The sequence below is a fragment of the Citrobacter sp. 21OH12SH02A-Citro genome, from assembly GCF_027919895.1.
In the GTDB taxonomy this organism is placed as follows: Bacteria; Pseudomonadota; Gammaproteobacteria; order Enterobacterales; family Enterobacteriaceae; genus Citrobacter; species Citrobacter braakii.
In genome coordinates, this window is sequence record NZ_CP114801.1 from 2,260,337 (window position 1) to 2,278,320 (window position 17,984).

Consider the following 17,984-nt stretch of genomic DNA (forward strand, 5'->3'; position numbering starts at 1 on the left):
CAGTTTAATTAAGGAGTTGTAAATGAAGAAGTTAGTTGCCACAGAACCGCGTGTTGCGGCGCTGGTGGAATATGAAGACAGAGCTGTATCCGCCAATGAAGTGAAAGTTCGCGTTCGCTTTGGTGCGCCAAAACATGGCACGGAAGTGGTCGATTTTCGCGCTGCCAGTCCGTTTATTGACGAAGATTTCAACGGCGAATGGCAAATGTTCATGCCGCGTCCGGAAGGGGCGCCGCGCGGGATTGAATTCGGCAAGTTCCAGCTTGGCAACATGGTGGTGGGCGATGTTATTGAGTGTGGCAGCGATGTGACCGAATACGCCGTTGGCGATTCAGTTTGCGGCTACGGCCCACTGGCAGAAACGGTTTTCTTTAATGCGGTAAACAACTACAAACTGCGCAAAATGCCGGAAGGTAGTTCGTGGAAAAATGCCGTGTGCTATGACCCGGCACAGTTCGCCATGAGTGGCGTGCGCGACGCCAATGTGCGTGTCGGCGACTTTGTTGTCATCGTCGGCTTAGGGGCGATTGGCCAGATTGCCGTCCAACTGGCTAAGAAAGCGGGAGCCTCGGTGGTCATTGGCGTGGATCCGATTGCCCATCGTTGCGATATCGCGCGTCGTCATGGCGCGGATTTCTGTCTGAATCCTATTGGCACCGATGTCGGCATGGAAATTAAGAAGCTGACCGGCAAGCAGGGCGCGGATGTGATTATCGAAACCAGCGGCTATGCGGATGCGTTGCAATCGGCGTTACGCGGTCTGGCCTATGGTGGAACAATCTCCTATGTCGCTTTCGCGAAACCTTTTGCTGAAGGCTTCAACCTGGGGCGTGAAGCGCACTTCAACAACGCCAAAATTGTCTTCTCCCGTGCCTGCAGTGAGCCAAATCCGGATTATCCGCGCTGGAGCCGCAAGCGTATTGAGGAGACCTGTTGGGAACTGTTGATGAACGGTTACCTGAACTGTGAAGAACTTATTGACCCGGTAGTGACATTTGCCAGCAGCCCGGAAAGCTATATGCAGTATGTCGATCGCCATCCGGAAAAGAGCATCAAAATGGGCGTGACGTTTTAATTAAGGAATGCAGAAGATGAAAATTGGAACACAGAACCAGGCTTTTTTTCCGGAAAATATTCTCGAGAAATTCCGTTACATCAAAGAGATGGGGTTTGACGGTTTTGAAATTGACGGCAAGCTGCTGGTTAACAACCTGGCAGAAGTGAAAGCAGCAATCAAAGAAACAGGCCTGCCCGTCACCACCGCCTGTGGAGGATATGACGGTTGGATCGGTGATTTTATCGAAGAGCGTCGTTTGAATGGCTTACAGCAGATTACCCGCATTCTCGAAGCGCTGGCCGAAGTCGGTGGGCAGGGCATTATTGTACCCGCTGCATGGGGCATGTTTACCTTCCGCTTACCGCCGATGACCTCTCCGCGCAGCCTGGCGGGTGATCGTAAAGCAGTAAGTGATTCATTGATTTATCTCGATAAAGTTGCCGAGCGTACGGGGACGGTGGTGTATCTGGAGCCGCTTAATCGCTATCAGGATCATATGATCAACACCCTGGCGGATGCCCGTCGCTATATCGTGGAAAACAACCTGAAGCATGTGCAAATCATTGGTGATTTTTACCATATGAATATCGAAGAAGACGATATGGCTCAGGCGCTGCATGACAATCGCGATCTGCTGGGACACGTCCATATTGCGGATAACCATCGTTATCAGCCGGGGAGCGGTACGCTGGATTTCACTGCGCTGTTTGATCAGTTGCGTGAAGATAATTATCAGGGTTACGTCGTGTACGAAGGGCGTGTACGGGCAGAGAACCTGCCGGAAGCGTACCGTCAGTCACTGGCCTGGCTGCGTACCTGCTAAGAGGATTTCTGTGAAAAGTGCACTGACAAGCTCTCCGCTACGCATCGCCATTATCGGCGCCGGGCAGGTGGCGGATAAAGTTCATGCTTCGTACTACTGCACCCGCAACGATCTGGAACTGGTGGCTGTCTGTGACAGCCGCCTGTCACAGGCGCAGGCGTTGGCAGAGAAATACGGCAATCCGCAGGTTTGGGACGATCCTCAGACGATGCTACGCGAGGCTAAGCCAGATATCGTCAGCATCTGTTCACCCAATCGTTTTCATTATGAACACACCATGTTGGCGCTGAACGCCGGATGCCATGTGATGTGTGAGAAACCTCCGGCGATGACGCCAGCCGAGGCGCTGGAAATGTGTAACACGGCGCGTCGAATGGGGAAAGTTCTGGCTTATGATTTTCATCATCGTTTCGCACTGGATACGCAACTGCTTCGTGAGCAGGTGATGGCCGGCGTGCTGGGTGAAATCTATGTCACCAATGTCCGCGCTTTGCGCCGCTGCGGCGTGCCCGGCTGGGGGGTATTTACCAACAAAGAACTGCAGGGCGGCGGGCCGCTGATTGATCTCGGCATCCATATGCTTGATGCCGCCATGTATGTGCTGGGGTTTCCGGCAGTAAAGCGCGTTAACGCACACAGCTATCAACGCATTGGCACGCGTAAAAACAGCGGCCAGTTTGGGAAATGGGATCCCGAGACGTATACCGTGGAGGATTCTCTGTTCGGGACGATTGAATTTCATAACGGCGGTATCCTGCGACTGGAAACCTCTTTCGCGCTAAATATCCCGGAACAATCGATTATGAACGTTAATTTCTGCGGCGATCTGGCAGGGGCGACGTTATTCCCGGCCCAGGTTTATACCGATCGTGAGGGTACGCTTGACGTACTGCTTCAGCGTGAAATGGCCGATGACAATCGACATTATCGCAGCATGGAAGCTTTTGTGAATCATGTCCAGGGCGAGCCTGTCACTATTGCTGACGCAGAGCAAGGCGTCGTTATTCAACAACTGGTTGCCGCACTGTATCAATCGGCTGAAACAGGGACCTACGTAGACTTATGACGAGGCCAGTAATGCTAACTGAACCGGCTTTTTGCCCACACAACCTGAATAAATATGCGTCCCTCATGACGACCGGTAACGGTTATATGGGGATTCGCGCCAGCCACGAGGAAGCCTACACCTTACAAACTCGCGGCATGTACCTTGCTGGACTGTATCACCGGGCAGGGAAAGGCGAGATTAATGAACTGGTTAATCTGCCTGATGTGGTGGGGGTGGAGATTTCACTCAATGGTGAGATTTTCTCGCTCACCAGAGGCGTTATCGAAAGCTGGCAACGTGAACTGGATTTTGCCAGTGGGGAATTACGCCGTGCGCTTACCTTGCGTGCGTCTGGCGGGGCGCGTTTTGCCATTGAGAGCCGGCGATTTGTCTCGGCACAAAAACTGCCGCTTTTTGCTATGGAAGTTGTCGTCACGCCACTGGACGGCGATGCCAGCATTGGTATCTCGACCGGAATTGACGCCACGATGACCAATCATGGTCGTCAGCATTTGGATGAAACGCAGGTCCGGGTCTTTGGCCAGCATCTTATGCAAGGGATTTACACCACCCAGGACAACCGCAATGATATCGCTATCACCACGTATTGCGATGTAGACGGTGCAGCGCAGCGCTGCTTCACCGCGAAAGAACGTCGGCTGTTACAACACAACAGCGTGCAGGCGAAAGCCGGACAGCGCGTCACGCTGACAAAAATTAGCTGGGTAGACTGGGCGAGCGAACGCAGCCTGTCGCTTGAGACCTGGGGACGCCAGTCGCTGCGCAACCTGGAAGTGTGCGCGCAGCAGGGCTATGACGCTCTGCTGGCGGAGTCGGCTGCTAACTGGCATGCCTGGTGGCAAAATCGTCGCGTTCAGGTCACCAGCACTGATGCCAGCGATCAGCGAGCGCTGGACTATGCGCTCTATCATCTGCGTGTGATGACTCCTGACCACGATGAGCGCAGCAGTATTGCGGCCAAAGGTTTGACGGGGGAAGGGTATAAAGGTCACATATTCTGGGATACCGAGGTCTTTCTGTTACCGTTTCATCTCTTTACCGAGCCGAAAACCGCGAGAAGTTTGTTGCGTTACCGCTGGCATAATCTGTCGGGGGCGCGTGAGAAAGCCCGCCGTAACGGTTGGCAGGGAGCGCTTTTCCCTTGGGAAAGCGCTCGCAGCGGTGATGAGGAAACGCCTGAATTTGCGGCGATCAACATCCGTACCGGACTGCGTCAGAAAGTGGCCTCGGCGCAGGCTGAACATCACCTCGTGGCGGATATTGCCTGGGCGGTAATCAATTACTGGCATGCCTCAGGGGATCTAAACTTCATGTCCCGTGAGGGAATGACGCTGCTGCTGGAAACAGCGAAGTTCTGGATCAGCAGGGCGGTCATGGTTAATGATCGTTTAGAGATCCACGATGTGATAGGCCCGGATGAATACACTGAGCATGTGAACAACAACGCGTTCACTAACTACATGGCCTGGTACAACGTGGAACAGGCGCTGGGTTTTGCCCGTCGGTTGGGCTGCGGTGATGAGACGTTTATTCACCGCGCAGAGTATTTTTTACAGCATCTCTGGCGACCGGAAGTTCAGCCCGATGGCGTGCTACCTCAGGACGATACCTTCCTGAGCAAACCGGCTATCGATCTGTCACAGTACAAAGCCAAAGCGGGCAAGCAGACGATTTTGCTCGATTACTCCCGTGCAGAGGTCAATGAGATGCAAATTCTCAAACAGGCCGATGTGGTGATGCTGACCTACATGTTACCGGAGCAATTTTGCCCGCAAACCTGTCTGGCAAACCTGCGCTTTTACGAGCCGCGCACAATTCATGACTCCTCGTTGAGTAAAGCGATCCACGGGATTGTGGCAGCGCGTTGCGGTGATCCGGCTCAGGGCTATCGGTTCTGGCGTGAAGGATCGCTTATCGATCTCGGGGAGGACCCACATAGCTGCGATGACGGCATTCATGCTGCGGCAACGGGCGCCATCTGGCTGGGTGCAATCCAGGGTTTTGCCGGCGTGAATATTCGCCACGGGGAGTTACACCTTGCTCCTGCCTTACCGACTCATTGGCAAACGCTGTCTTTCCCGCTGCGCTGGCAGGGCATCGATATGCAGGTAATCATTAATGCGGCTGAAATCCGTATTAACAGCACTGAGCAGATTGTCCTTTGGGTCAATGGTGAAAAGGTCTCCGTGCAGGGGGAAACCGTAATCCGCAATGACGCCATTATTTCGCCCACTCATGGGACCGCTACCACAGAAAGGGGCGATGAATGATACTCAAACCACAGGCCATCATTTTTGATTTGGATGGCGTGATTACCGATACCGCGCATCTGCATTTTCTGGCCTGGCGGCAGGTAGCCGATGAAATAGGGATTGTGATCGACGAAGTATTTAATGACAGCCTGAAAGGGATTAGTCGCGGCGAATCACTACAGCGTATTTTGCACCATGGTGGGAAGGCGGGGGCGTTTTCTCCCGAGGCCTGCGCACAATTGGCCGAGAGAAAAAACAGACTGTATGTCCATTCTTTGCGCCAGCTGACGGTTAACTCGGTATTACCGGGAATACGTGAGCTGTTGATGACGTTGCGGGAAGAACGGATTCCGGTGGGGTTGGCCTCTGTGTCGCGCAATGCCCCGGCTATTTTACAAGCGCTTAATCTTAGCTCTTGCTTTGATTTTTGTGCGGATGCGGCATTGCTCACCCGCTCGAAACCGGATTCGGAAATTTTCCTGGCAGCCTGCGCGGGTCTTGGCGTTGACCCGCAACAATGTATTGGCATAGAAGATGCACAAGCGGGAATTGATGCAATCAACGCTTGCGGCATGCTTTCTGTCGGCATCGGTAAAGGGCTGAATGGGGCAGACTTGCTGCTTCCGGCAACCGAATTTCTGACGTGGCCGTGCTTATCGGCTTTCTGGCAACACGACAAGTAAAGGATTCAACATGGCACAGCTTTCGTTGCAACACATTCAAAAAATTTACGACAACCAGGTACACGTCGTTAAAGACTTCAATCTGGAAATTGAAGATAAAGAGTTTATTGTTTTTGTTGGACCTTCCGGCTGCGGGAAGTCAACTACGTTGCGCATGATCGCCGGTCTGGAGGAGATCAGCGGCGGCGATCTGCTGATTGACGGTAAACGGATGAACGATGTGCCGGCGAAATCACGCAACATTGCGATGGTTTTTCAGAACTACGCGTTATACCCACACATGACCGTCTATGACAACATGGCGTTTGGTCTGAAAATGCAGAAAATAGCGCCTGCTGTGATTGAGGAGCGCGTAAACTGGGCGGCGCAGATCCTTGGTCTGCGCGATTATCTGCAGCGTAAACCCGGCGCGTTATCCGGTGGTCAGCGTCAGCGTGTGGCGCTGGGGCGTGCGATTGTACGTGAAGCGGGGGTCTTCCTGATGGATGAACCCTTATCGAATCTCGATGCCAAACTTCGCGTTCAGATGCGGGCTGAAATTAGCAAACTGCATCAGAAACTCAATACCACCATGATCTATGTTACCCACGATCAAACCGAAGCCATGACTATGGCGACGCGTATTGTGATTATGAAAGATGGCATCGTTCAGCAGGTTGGTGCGCCGAAAACGGTTTATAACCACCCGGCTAATATGTTTGTCGCCGGATTTATTGGTTCACCGGCCATGAACTTTATTCGTGGCGCGATTGATGGTGATAAGTTTGTTACTGAAACACTGAAATTAACGATTCCACAAAATAAATTAGCACAATTAAAAGCGCAGGGTTATGAACATCAGGCGGTCACTCTGGGAATTCGTCCTGAAGATATACACCCGCAGCTTAATAATGAAAATAGTATATCGGCAAAAATTAGCGTTGCAGAATTAACCGGCGCTGAATTTATGCTTTATACCATTGTTGGGGGGCATGAGTTGGTGGTCCGTGCTGGGGCAGTGAATGATTATCATGCAGGAGAAAATATCACTATTCATTTTGATATGGCGAAATGCCATTTCTTTGATGCTGAAACTGAAGTGGCTATTCAATAAAATTCCGGGGGGATAAATCCCCCCCAAGCCTTGGGGCATTTTTGCGAGTATTTTAACAAGGAATAATAATGAAAACCCTACTGTCCGCTACTGCGCTGATTATGAGCGCAGGAATGGCCTGCGCGCAGGCTGCTGAAAATAATGACTGGCACTTTAATATTGGTGCTATGTACGAAATAGAAAACGTTGAAGGTCAGGGCGAGGATATGGATGGACTGGCTGAGCCGTCCGTCTATTTCAACGCCTCTAATGGGCCGTGGAAAATATCGCTGGCCTATTATCAGGAAGGACCGGTTGATTACAGCGAAGGTAAGCGTGGTACCTGGTTTGATCGTCCGGAACTGGAAATTCGCTATCAATTTCTGGAAAGTGAGGATGTTAATTTCGGTTTGACCGGTGGCTTCCGTAATTACGGTTATCACTATGTCAATGAACCAGGAAACGACACCGCCAATATGCAGCGCTGGAAAGTTCAGCCGGATTGGGATGTTAAACTGACCGACGACCTGCGCTTTAGCGGTTGGCTGTCGATGTATCAATTCGTTAATGATTTGAATACTACTGGCTACTCCGATAGTCGTGTCGAAAGCGAGACCGGTCTGAATTACAGGTTTAACGAAACGGTAGGCTTAACGGTCAACTATTACCTTGAACGCGGCTTTAATCTGGCTGATTCGCGCAATAATGGTGAGTTCTCAACCCAGGAAATTCGTGCATATTTACCGTTGTCTTTAGGCAATACCACCCTGACGCCGTATACCCGTCTGGGGCTTGATCGCTGGTCAAACTGGGACTGGCGAGATGATCCGGAACGTGAAGGCCATAATTTCAATCGTCTCGGTTTACTGTATGCATATGATTTCCAGAATGGTTTATCAATGTCACTGGAGTATGCCTATGAGTGGGAAGATCACGACGAAGGCGAAAGCGACAGATTCCATTATGCTGGTATAGGCGTGAACTACGCCTTCTAAAATATACTGGGGCATTTATGCCCCAGTTTTTACACCAGTGAGTCGGACAGCGATATTTGTGTGCTCACCGTGATATTTTGTAATCCTTTCTCGCCCGCAATCAGGTTAAATAATAAATTACAGCTTTGTTCACCCAACTGCTGGGTAGGCACATCAATTCCCCCAGGAACGGGCGTGAGCATAAAAGACAACAGCTCATTACTGTAGCCCACAACGGCAAGTTGTTGCGGGATGGTTATATTTTTCTCAGCCGCCACGCGATATAAGCTCATTAATTTCAAGCTGTCGGTGGCAAATACGGCATCGGGTAACGGCTGCTGACTCAGTAATTTTCGTGAAGCAAGCAGGGCTGTTTCATGGGTATAGCCCCCGTCAACAATCCATTCATCGCGCATTTTAATATTATGCGCCTGAAGGCTGGCTTTATATCCGTTAACGCGATCGATAGAAACATGAACATCAAGCGGCGCGTGCAAACAGGCTATATTACGGTGCCCACTCTCAATCAGCGCATCAGTTAGCGTAATGCTGTCGCGATAATTATCTGTGTCTACAGAATAGACATTGGCGTAGTCGCCTTCAACCTTTCCAATAACCACGACCGGTACGTTGTATTTATCCAGCCTTGCAAAAAAAGATTCATCGGCGGGAGAACTCAGCATAATGATACCTTTGATCAATTTCTGCTTAATTTTGCTCTCACATTTTTGTAAATCATCTTCAGTGCTTCGCGAAGTCTGTAATATGACATCAAAACCGACCTCTTCAGCCTTGGCAGTAATAGCATGCAGCACTTCAGAGAAAAACGGATTACCGGCGGTTGTTTTTGCTGAACGGGTAGATATCACCATTATTGCATCAAACCCGGAAGAGGTGAGTGCGCGAGCAAGTTTATTGGGCTGGTACTGTAACTCATCAATAGCACGCAGCACTTTTTCAAGCGCTTCCGGCGAGATATTGGTTTGCTTATTAAGCACGCGCGATACCGTGGATTTTGATACGCCAGCGGCTCGTGCAATATCATAAATGGTAGGAGACATAGATCCCAAGCTCCGTCCGAGAGTCAATGGCGAACATATTATGGAGTTAATTGGCGAATGACAACAATATCGGAATGCGGGCAGAAAAATCAAAAAACTAACCGCAGTATGCGCAACCAGAGGAAGTCTCGTCCACGGGTGCAGAGGGTGATAATGCGATCGCAATATTTTCTTAAGAACTGGCGTATAGTGTGTTGGTTAAATCCAACTATCAGTCAGGAAGATATTATGTTGAAAAAAGGCGTATTAGCGTTGGCACTGGTCATCGGCATGCCGGTTTTTGCAGCCGAGCACTGGATTGATGTTCGCGTTCCTGAACAGTATCAACAGCAGCATATTCAGGGGGCGGTCAACATTCCATTAAAAGAGATGAAGGCGCGTATCGCTGCTGAAGTTCCTGATAAGACCGACACCGTGAAGCTGTACTGCAACTCCGGGCGTCAATCGGGGCAGGCGAAGGATATGTTGACGGAAATGGGCTACACGCAGGTGACCAACGAAGGTGGCATCAATCAGATAGCGCTTCCTAAAGTAGAGAATCAATAAACCGCTCGCATTCCTTCTGCTCCAGGCGGTAAGAATAATGCCGCCTGTTACAGCTCAGGTAGTTGATAAGTAAGAATTGACCCCTATCTTTACTTCCTGTTTGTTATAATTTCTTCGGTTCCTTCAGCAAAACGGGATGGCGATGAAGCGACTTAAAAATGAACTCAATTCGCTGGTTAATCGCGGCGTAGACCGGCATTTGCGCCTGGCTGTCACCGGACTTAGCCGTAGCGGTAAGACAGCGTTTATTACCGCGATGGTAAACCAGTTACTCAATATTCATGCCGGTGCGCGTCTGCCGTTGCTCAGTTGCGTGCGCGAAGAGCGTCTGCTCGGCGTTAAACGGGTTCCACAACGCGATTTTGGTATTCCGCGCTTTACCTATGATGAGGGACTGGCGCAGCTGTATGGCTCACCGCCGACCTGGCCGACACCTACGCGCGGCGTGAGTGAAATACGCCTCGCGCTGCGCTACAAATCCAATGATTCATTGCTGCGCCACTTTAAAGACACCTCCACGCTGTACCTGGAAATCGTCGATTATCCGGGGGAGTGGCTGCTCGATTTACCGATGCTGGCCCAGGATTATCTCAGCTGGTCGCGGCAAATGACCGGATTATTACAGGGACAGCGGGGCGAATGGTCGGCAAGATGGCGGCAGTTATGCCAGGGGTTGGATCCGCTGGCGCCTGCTGATGAAAACCGTCTGGCGGAAATCGCTGCCGCCTGGACGGAGTATCTGCACCAGTGCAAGCAGCAGGGACTGCATTTTATTCAGCCGGGCCGTTTTGTTCTGCCCGGAGATATGGCGGGCGCTCCTGCGCTGCAGTTCTTCCCGTGGCCGGACGTTGATGCCTGGGGGGAATCGAAGCTGGCGCAGGCAGACAAACACACCAATGCAGGCATGCTGCGCGACAGGTTTAATTATTACTGTGAAAAAGTCGTGAAGGGATTTTATAAGAATCACTTCCTGCGCTTTGACCGTCAGATTGTGCTGGTCGATTGTTTGCAACCGCTCAACAGCGGGCCACAGGCGTTTAACGACATGCGTCTGGCACTCACCCAACTGATGCAAAGCTTCCATTACGGACAGCGTACGCTGTTTCGTCGGCTGTTTTCCCCGGTGATCGACAAACTGCTGTTTGCCGCCACCAAAGCCGACCACGTCACGGTCGATCAGCACGCCAATATGGTGTCGTTATTGCAGCAGTTGATCCAGGACGCCTGGCAAAACGCCGCGTTTGAAGGTATCAGCATGGATTGTCTGGGACTGGCATCAGTACAGGCAACCACCAGCGGCCTGATCGATGTGAAGGGCGAAAAGATCCCGGCGCTGCGTGGTCATCGTCTGAGCGATGGTGAACCGCTAACCGTTTATCCGGGGGAAGTGCCCGCGCGTTTACCTGGACAAGCATTCTGGGACAGCCAGGGCTTTCAGTTTGAAGCGTTTCGCCCGCAGGTTATGGATGTTGATAAACCCTTACCGCATATTCGTCTTGATGCCGCGATGGAGTTTTTAATAGGAGATAAATTGCGATGAGCGAGCCGTTAAAACCGCGTATCGATTTCTCAGGTCCGCTGGACGTGGAACAAAACGCGGCGTTTAAAGCGCAGCAGATGTTCAATGAAACAGAGGCGCAGACTTTTTCTCCGGCGACAGTGGATGAACCTCTGCAAGACGAAGGTCAGGCAGAAGCCGTCATTGATGCGGCCCTACGCCCCAAACGCAGTTTGTGGCGCAAAATGGTGATGGGCGGGTTGGCGCTGTTTGGCGCGAGCGTTGTCGCTCAGGGCGTACAATGGACTATGAACGCCTGGCAGACTCAGGACTGGGTCGCGCTGGGAGGATGTGCCGCTGGCGCATTGATTATCGGCGCAGGTGTCGGATCGGTTGCGACCGAGTGGCGTCGGCTATGGCGTTTGCGCCAGCGTGCGCACGAGCGTGATGAAGCGCGAGATCTGCTCCACAGCCATGGAACCGGAAAAGGTCGTGCATTTTGCGAAAAGCTGGCGCAGCAGGCGGGTATCGATCAGTCCCATCCGGCGCTACAGCGCTGGTATGCCTCAATTCATGAAACGCAGAACGATCGCGAAGTCGTCAACCTGTATGCCCATCTTGTGCAGCCGGTGCTGGACGCGCAGGCCCGACGTGAGATTAGCCGTTCAGCGGCGGAGTCCACGCTGATGATTGCCGTCAGTCCGCTGGCATTGGTGGATATGGCGTTTATTGCCTGGCGAAACCTGCGGCTGATTAATCGCATCGCATCGCTGTATGGCATTGAACTCGGTTATTACAGCCGCCTGCGTTTGTTCCGCCTGGTGCTACTAAATATCGCTTTTGCCGGGGCCAGTGAGCTGGTGCGGGAAGTGGGAATGGACTGGATGTCGCAGGATTTAGCCGCTCGCTTATCGACGCGTGCCGCGCAGGGTATTGGCGCGGGATTATTAACGGCGCGTCTGGGTATTAAAGCCATGGAACTTTGCCGACCGCTGCCGTGGATCGATGACGATAAGCCACGACTGGGCGATTTTCGCCGTCAACTGATTGGTCAGGTGAAAGAAACCTTACAAAAGAACAAATCGCCGCGCGAAAGTTAGCTAAAATTTGGGCGCCAGTCGTTTAACTTTACGTCCTGGCGCCTGATTTTCCAGCGAGCTGTCAATATTTGTTGACAGAGTTCTTCCTGCAAACCCAATACTGTCTTATCATTTAATACATAATCCCTTGTCCAGGTGAAGGTTCCTATGCGTTTGGAAGTCTTTTGTGAAGACCGACTTGGTCTGACCCGCGAATTGCTCGATTTACTGGTGCTGAGAAGCATTGATTTACGCGGTATCGAGATTGACCCCATCGGGCGGATTTACCTCAATTTTGCGGAACTGGAGTTCACCAACTTCAGTAGCCTGATGGCTGAAATCCGCCGTATTTCAGGGGTTACGGATGTGCGTACCGTGCCCTGGATGCCTTCCGAACGAGAACATCTTGCGCTGAGTGCGCTGCTTGAGGCGTTACCAGAACCGGTCCTTTCTCTGGATATGAAAAGCAAAATCGAGATGGCGAACCCTGCGAGCTGTCAGCTTTTCGCGCACACTCAGGATCGGATGCGCAATCATACCGCCGCCCAGTTAATCAATGGGTTTAACTTCCAGCGCTGGCTCGAAAGCAATCCGCAGGATTCTCATAGCGAGCATGTCGTAATTAACGGACAGAACTTCCTGATGGAGATTACGCCTGTCCATTTGCAGGGTGAAAATCAGGAGCAGATGCTGACTGGTGCTGTTGTCATGCTGCGCTCCACCATCCGGATGGGGCGTCAGCTGCAAAATATGACTACGCAGGATCTGAGCGCGTTTAGCCAGATTATTGCCGTCAGCGCCAAAATGAAACACGTAGTGGAACAGGCGCGTAAGCTGGCGACACTGAGTGCGCCGCTGCTGATTACTGGTAATACCGGCACCGGCAAAGATCTCTTTGCCCATGCCTGCCACCTGGCAAGCCCGCGTGCGTCGAAGCCGTATCTGGCGCTGAACTGCGCGTCAATTCCTGAAGATGCGGTCGAAAGTGAGTTGTTTGGCCATGCCCCGGAAGGCAAAAAAGGCTTCTTTGAGCAGGCGAATGGCGGCTCGGTTCTGTTAGATGAAATTGGCGAAATGTCGCCGCGTATGCAGACCAAATTGCTGCGTTTTCTCAATGACGGCACGTTCCGCCGCGTGGGAGAAGATCACGAAGTTCATGTTGATGTCCGCGTGATTTGCGCGACGCAAAAGAACCTTGTGGAAATGGTGCAGAAAGGGCTTTTCCGTGAAGATCTCTATTATCGTCTGAATGTACTGACGCTAAATCTGCCGCCGCTACGCGATTGCCCGCAGGATATTATGCCGCTTACCGAACTGTTTGTGGCGCGCTTCGCCGACGAGCAGGGCGTGCCGCGTCCGAAGCTGTCTGCCGATCTCAGCACGGTGTTAACCCGCTACGGTTGGCCGGGCAACGTGCGTCAGCTTAAAAATGCCATCTACCGGGCGCTGACCCAGCTTGAAGGCTATGAGCTGCGGCCGCAGGATATTTTACTGCCGGATTACGATGCGGCAACGGTTGCGGTCGGAGAAGAGGTGATGGAAGGATCGCTGGATGAAATTACCAGCCGCTTTGAACGCTCTGTGCTGACGCAGCTTTATATGAATTATCCCAGCACGCGCAAACTTGCCAAGCGCCTCGGCGTTTCGCACACCGCGATTGCCAACAAATTGCGTGAATACGGCCTGAGCCAGCAGAAAAAAAGCGAAGAGTAACACGGTAAATGAAAATGCCTCCCTGCGGAGGCATTTTTGTATGCAGACGTGGCTTAAGCTTTCAGTACGTCCAGCGCAGCAGTGTAGTCTGGTTCGTTGGTGATTTCATTGACCAGTTGGCTGAAAACGACGTTGTCATTTTCATCAATAACGACCACGGCACGTGCGGCCAGACCTTTCAGTGGGCCTTCAGCGATTTCTACGCCGTAGTTTTTCAGAAATTCTGCGTTGCGCAGGGTGGACAGCGTGATAACGTTGCTCAGACCTTCCGCGCCGCAAAAACGTGAATGGGCGAATGGCAGGTCGGCCGAAATGCACAGTACGACGGTATTGTCGATTTCTGTCGCCAGTTGGTTAAACTTACGTACCGATGCCGCACAAACGCCGGTATCGATGCTTGGGAAAATATTCAGCACTTTGCGCTTGCCTGCGAACTGGCCCAGCGTAACGTCAGACAGGTCTTTAGCCACAAGGGTAAAAGCCTGAGCTTTGCTTCCGGCCTGAGGAATTGAGCCGGCAACTGTAACCGGGTTGCCCTGGAAATGAACGGTTTGTGACATGGTTATCTTCCTGTTTACATATAGTTAACGTCGAGGCTAGTTTATGCCATCAGCAGTTAACACGGCAAACGCTATTTGCGGATATCCGCTTCAGGGACTGCATTAAGGAAAGCAAATGAGAACAGTTAAGGTATATGAGGAAGCCTGGCCGCTGCACACTCCCTTTGTTATTGCCCGTGGGAGAAGAACCGAAGCGCATGTGGTGGTGGTTGAAGTGGCAGAAAACGGCGTCACGGGTATCGGCGAGTGCACACCGTATCCGCGCTATGGTGAAAGCGATGCCTCAGTGCTGGCGCAAATTATGAGCATTGCCCCACAACTGGAAAATGGACTGACGCGTGAAGAGCTGCAAAAGCTGCTGCCAGCGGGAGCCGCGCGTAATGCTGTGGACTGCGCGTTGTGGGATCTGAGTGCGCGTCAACAGCAACTGTCACTGGCAGAGTTGGTGGGAAGTGAACTGGCGGAAGTGGTGACGACGGCGCAAACAGTGGTAATTGGCACGCCGGAACAAATGGCGGTGAGTGCGGCTGCACTGTGGGAAAATGGCGCGAAACTGCTAAAAGTTAAACTGGATGCGCGCTTGATTAGCGAGCGGATGGTTGCTATTCGTGCAGCAGTCCCTGATGCCACGATTATTGTCGACGCCAATGAATCCTGGCGGGCAGAAGGTCTGGCGGCACGCTGCCAGCTTCTGGCTGATTTAGGGGTGGCGATGCTGGAGCAGCCGCTGCCAGCGCAGGACGATGCCGCGTTGGAAAATTTTGTGCATCCGCTGCCGATCTGCGCAGATGAAAGCTGCCACACCCGCAGCAGCCTGAAAGCGCTGCACGGGCGCTATGAAATGGTCAATATCAAACTGGATAAAACAGGCGGCCTGACGGAGGCGCTGGCGCTGGCAACCGAAGCCCGCGAGCAGGGATTTGCGCTAATGCTGGGCTGCATGTTGTGTACTTCCCGGGCGATTGGCGCGGCGTTACCCCTTACGCCGCAGGTTAACTTTGCCGATCTTGATGGCCCTACCTGGCTTGCCAGCGACGCGGAGCCGGCCCTGCATTTTACGACCGGACAACTTCATCTCTAGGGTGCCAGCGCAGGAGATTGGACATGGCCAGCAGGTATTTCTCGCTCGCTTCATCTGAAGAGATGGGCGGAAATTCGGCGGTTATACAGTGTAAGTTCAGGTCTGCGCACCAGCTTCCAAATGAGCCGGGCGTTTCATAACCTACGCTGGTGACGAGAGGTAATTCAAACGACTGCGCCAGCCACGCGCCTAATTCGCTGCGCCTGGGATCTTCAATACAGGCCAGCGGATCGTGAAAAGAGACCACCCACGCAGGATGAATTCGGTGAATAAGCTGGCACAGCGCCTGGGTTTCTGGTTCTGAGCCCGGATTTTCGCCGGTCAACAACACCACATCGCGTTCTTCTGCGCTGCTGTTCCAGCGATACACCGTTTCACCCGCTTTCCAGTTGGCAGCGGGAAAGTTACGGTTTAGATCCACTCCGTTCGCATTTGCGCGCAGCCCGAGCTGGCAACCGTCAGGGTTAACCGCCAGCACCACATGGTGACGACGTAAGGAAGGATTAAGCGTACGCAATGCGCAGGAAAGGGTGACAACCGATGCGTTTTCGTCGCCGTGCGTTCCTGCCAGTATCAGACCGCTTTCACGATCGGCCGCCATTGCGGGAAACCAGATTAGCGGCGCGCCTAATAATGAACGTCCGTAATGTTCGGTTCCAGGTGGGAATGCGCCGCGCTCGGCACGGGGTCGGGTAACGGTCATAGTCATCTCTGAATGCGTGGATTGTTACTCGCAGTGTTGTGCAAAATGTATGGATAATCAAATCGTTTTCACACACTTATCTTTTCAGATGTAATATTATTTCCTTGTCGAAAGTTAATTGCATTTCCTGCTGGCGATACAAATAATTACACATTCACTTAGTAGCCGGAATTGAGGGTATTTTATGCAGCATTCTGTTTCAGTAACCTGTTGTGCGCTATTGGTAAGCAGCATTTCATTATCCTGGGCTGCTGATGTTCCCAGCGGAACGGTACTGGCAGAAAAGCAAGAACTGGTGCGTCATATCAAAGACGAACCGGCGTCATTGGATCCGGCAAAGGCCGTCGGGCTTCCTGAAATTCAGGTTATTCGTGATTTATTTGAAGGGCTGGTCAACCAGAATGAGAAGGGCGAGATTGTGCCCGGTGTTGCCACTCAGTGGAAAAGTAACGATAACCGTATCTGGACGTTTACGCTGCGCGACAATGCGCAATGGGCAGATGGTACGCCGGTAACGGCGCAGGATTTTGTCTATAGCTGGCAGCGTCTGGTTGACCCGAAAACGCTGTCGCCGTTTGCCTGGTTTGCTGCGCTGGCGGGTATTAACAACGCACAGGCGATCATCGATGGAAAAGCCTCGCCAGATAAGCTCGGCGTTAGCGCGATCGATGCGCGTACATTGAAGGTCCAACTGGATAAACCGCTGCCCTGGTTTGCCAATCTGACGGCGAGTTTTGCTTTCTATCCGGTACAAAAAGCTAACGTTGAGAGCGGTAAAGATTGGACCAAACCGGGTAATCTAATTGGTAACGGCGCTTATGTGCTCAAAGATCGCGTGGTGAACGAAAAACTGGACGTTGTGCCGAACACGCATTATTGGGACAACGCCAAAACGGTGCTGCAAAAAGTCACCTTCCTGCCTATTAACCAGGAATCGGCAGCGACCAAGCGCTATCTTGCTGGTGATATCGATATTACCGAGTCGTTCCCGAAAAACATGTATCAGAAACTGTTGAAGGACATCCCGGGCCAGGTTTACACCCCGCCGCAGCTTGGCACTTACTACTATGCCTTTAATACCCAGAAGGGACCGACTGCCGACTCACGCGTGCGCCTGGCGCTCAGCATGACTATCGATCGTCGCCTGATGGCGGAGAAAGTTCTGGGTACCGGCGAAAAGCCCGCATGGCATTTTACGCCGGATGTAACGGCAGGGTTTGTGCCGGAACCTTCACCGTTTGAGCAAATGAGTCAGGAAGAGCTGAACGCTCAGGCGAAAACGCTGCTGCGTGCGGCGGGCTATGGTCCACAGAAACCACTTAAACTGACGCTGCTGTATAACACCTCTGAAAATCATCAGAAGATTGCTATTGCTGTCGCGTCTATGTGGAAGAAAAATCTCGGCGTTGACGTGAAACTGCAAAACCAGGAGTGGAAAACCTATATCGATAGCCGCAATACCGGTAATTTTGATGTGATCCGCGCCTCGTGGGTGGGCGATTACAATGAGCCATCTACGTTCCTGTCGCTATTAACATCAACCCATACGGGCAATATCTCCCGCTTTAATAATCCGGCGTACGATAAAGTGTTGACCCAGGCAACCCTGGAGAATACGCAGAAAGCACGCAATGCTGATTATAACGCTGCGGAGAACATTCTGATGGAACAGGCTCCCATTGCGCCGATTTATCAGTACACCAACGGGCGTTTAATTAAACCGTGGCTGAAAGGGTATCCGATTACTAACCCTGAAGATGTGGCTTATAGCCGCACAATGTATATTGTGAAGCACTGATATAGCTGGCCTGTT

At 52.1% G+C, this 17,984-nt stretch carries 16 protein-coding genes; 13 read left to right on the plus strand and 3 right to left on the minus strand.

Annotated features, from left to right (window positions below; translation table 11 throughout):
* Nucleotides 1–22: 22 nt before the first annotated feature.
* From O6D90_RS10980 to O6D90_RS11010, 7 genes are all read left to right on the plus strand, one after another.
* A complete protein-coding gene (locus O6D90_RS10980; RefSeq protein ID WP_016153224.1) occupies nucleotides 23–1,075 on the plus strand; it encodes a zinc-dependent alcohol dehydrogenase in 1,053 nt (350 codons plus the stop codon).
* Between the two features lie 16 nt (nucleotides 1,076–1,091).
* On the plus strand, nucleotides 1,092–1,880 hold the full coding sequence (locus tag O6D90_RS10985) for a sugar phosphate isomerase/epimerase family protein (RefSeq protein ID WP_016156634.1): 789 nt from the start codon (nucleotides 1,092–1,094) through the stop codon (nucleotides 1,878–1,880).
* 10 nt (nucleotides 1,881–1,890) lie between these two features.
* Nucleotides 1,891–2,946: a Gfo/Idh/MocA family protein gene (locus tag O6D90_RS10990; protein WP_016156633.1), complete on the plus strand. Its 1,056-nt coding sequence runs from the start codon at nucleotides 1,891–1,893 to the stop codon at nucleotides 2,944–2,946.
* Nucleotides 2,943–5,219: a glycoside hydrolase family 65 protein gene (locus O6D90_RS10995; RefSeq protein ID WP_271143306.1), complete on the plus strand. Its 2,277-nt coding sequence runs from the start codon at nucleotides 2,943–2,945 to the stop codon at nucleotides 5,217–5,219. Before O6D90_RS10990 ends, O6D90_RS10995 begins: the two co-directional genes overlap by 4 nt.
* Nucleotides 5,216–5,884, plus strand: coding sequence for a beta-phosphoglucomutase (gene pgmB / locus O6D90_RS11000; RefSeq protein ID WP_016156631.1), 669 nt, complete (start codon nucleotides 5,216–5,218; stop codon nucleotides 5,882–5,884). The genes O6D90_RS10995 and pgmB overlap by 4 nt, the downstream gene beginning before the upstream one ends.
* Nucleotides 5,885–5,894: 10 nt before the next feature.
* Nucleotides 5,895–6,977, plus strand: a complete 1,083-nt coding sequence (locus O6D90_RS11005) for an ABC transporter ATP-binding protein (RefSeq protein WP_016153219.1) — start codon at nucleotides 5,895–5,897, stop codon at nucleotides 6,975–6,977.
* Nucleotides 6,978–7,045: 68 nt separating this feature from the next.
* Nucleotides 7,046–7,951 carry an OmpG family monomeric porin gene (locus O6D90_RS11010; protein ID WP_016156630.1) on the plus strand — a complete coding sequence of 302 codons (906 nt, stop codon included), beginning with the start codon at nucleotides 7,046–7,048 and terminating at the stop codon, nucleotides 7,949–7,951.
* A gap of 29 nt (nucleotides 7,952–7,980) precedes the next feature.
* Here O6D90_RS11010 and O6D90_RS11015 read toward each other — a convergent pair whose 3' ends face one another.
* Nucleotides 7,981–8,991, minus strand: coding sequence for a LacI family DNA-binding transcriptional regulator (locus tag O6D90_RS11015; RefSeq protein WP_016156629.1), 1,011 nt, complete (start codon nucleotides 8,989–8,991; stop codon nucleotides 7,981–7,983).
* Between the two features lie 228 nt (nucleotides 8,992–9,219).
* On the opposite strand from O6D90_RS11015, the gene pspE reads away from it, so the two are divergent.
* The 4 genes from pspE (at nucleotide 9,220) to tyrR (ending at nucleotide 13,827) form a co-directional block, all read left to right on the plus strand.
* Nucleotides 9,220–9,537, plus strand: coding sequence for a thiosulfate sulfurtransferase PspE (pspE, locus tag O6D90_RS11020; protein WP_016153216.1), 318 nt, complete (start codon nucleotides 9,220–9,222; stop codon nucleotides 9,535–9,537).
* 142 nt (nucleotides 9,538–9,679) lie between these two features.
* Nucleotides 9,680–11,077, plus strand: coding sequence for a YcjX family protein (locus O6D90_RS11025; RefSeq protein WP_016153215.1), 1,398 nt, complete (start codon nucleotides 9,680–9,682; stop codon nucleotides 11,075–11,077).
* Nucleotides 11,074–12,135, plus strand: coding sequence for a YcjF family protein (locus O6D90_RS11030; protein ID WP_016156628.1), 1,062 nt, complete (start codon nucleotides 11,074–11,076; stop codon nucleotides 12,133–12,135). Before O6D90_RS11025 ends, O6D90_RS11030 begins: the two co-directional genes overlap by 4 nt.
* Nucleotides 12,136–12,282: 147 nt before the next feature.
* A complete protein-coding gene (gene tyrR / locus O6D90_RS11035; RefSeq protein WP_016153213.1) occupies nucleotides 12,283–13,827 on the plus strand; it encodes a transcriptional regulator TyrR in 1,545 nt (514 codons plus the stop codon).
* Nucleotides 13,828–13,880: 53 nt separating this feature from the next.
* On the opposite strand, the gene tpx is transcribed toward tyrR, so the two are convergent.
* A complete protein-coding gene (gene tpx, locus O6D90_RS11040) occupies nucleotides 13,881–14,387 on the minus strand; it encodes a thiol peroxidase (RefSeq protein WP_016153212.1) in 507 nt (168 codons plus the stop codon).
* A 115-nt stretch (nucleotides 14,388–14,502) separates the two neighbouring features.
* Between tpx and ycjG the strand changes: the two genes are divergently transcribed.
* On the plus strand, nucleotides 14,503–15,468 hold the full coding sequence (gene ycjG / locus O6D90_RS11045; RefSeq protein ID WP_271143307.1) for an L-Ala-D/L-Glu epimerase: 966 nt from the start codon (nucleotides 14,503–14,505) through the stop codon (nucleotides 15,466–15,468).
* Here the strand turns inward: ycjG and mpaA are convergent.
* A complete protein-coding gene (mpaA, locus tag O6D90_RS11050) occupies nucleotides 15,443–16,171 on the minus strand; it encodes a murein tripeptide amidase MpaA (protein WP_016153210.1) in 729 nt (242 codons plus the stop codon). The two genes, ycjG and mpaA, sit on opposite strands and share 26 nt — an antisense overlap.
* A 184-nt stretch (nucleotides 16,172–16,355) precedes the next feature.
* Here mpaA and mppA point away from each other — a divergent pair, with 184 nt between their 5' ends.
* Entirely contained in the window at nucleotides 16,356–17,969 is a 1,614-nt protein-coding gene (mppA, locus tag O6D90_RS11055) for a murein tripeptide ABC transporter substrate-binding protein MppA (RefSeq protein WP_016153209.1), read from the plus strand.
* Nucleotides 17,970–17,984 lie beyond the last annotated feature (15 nt).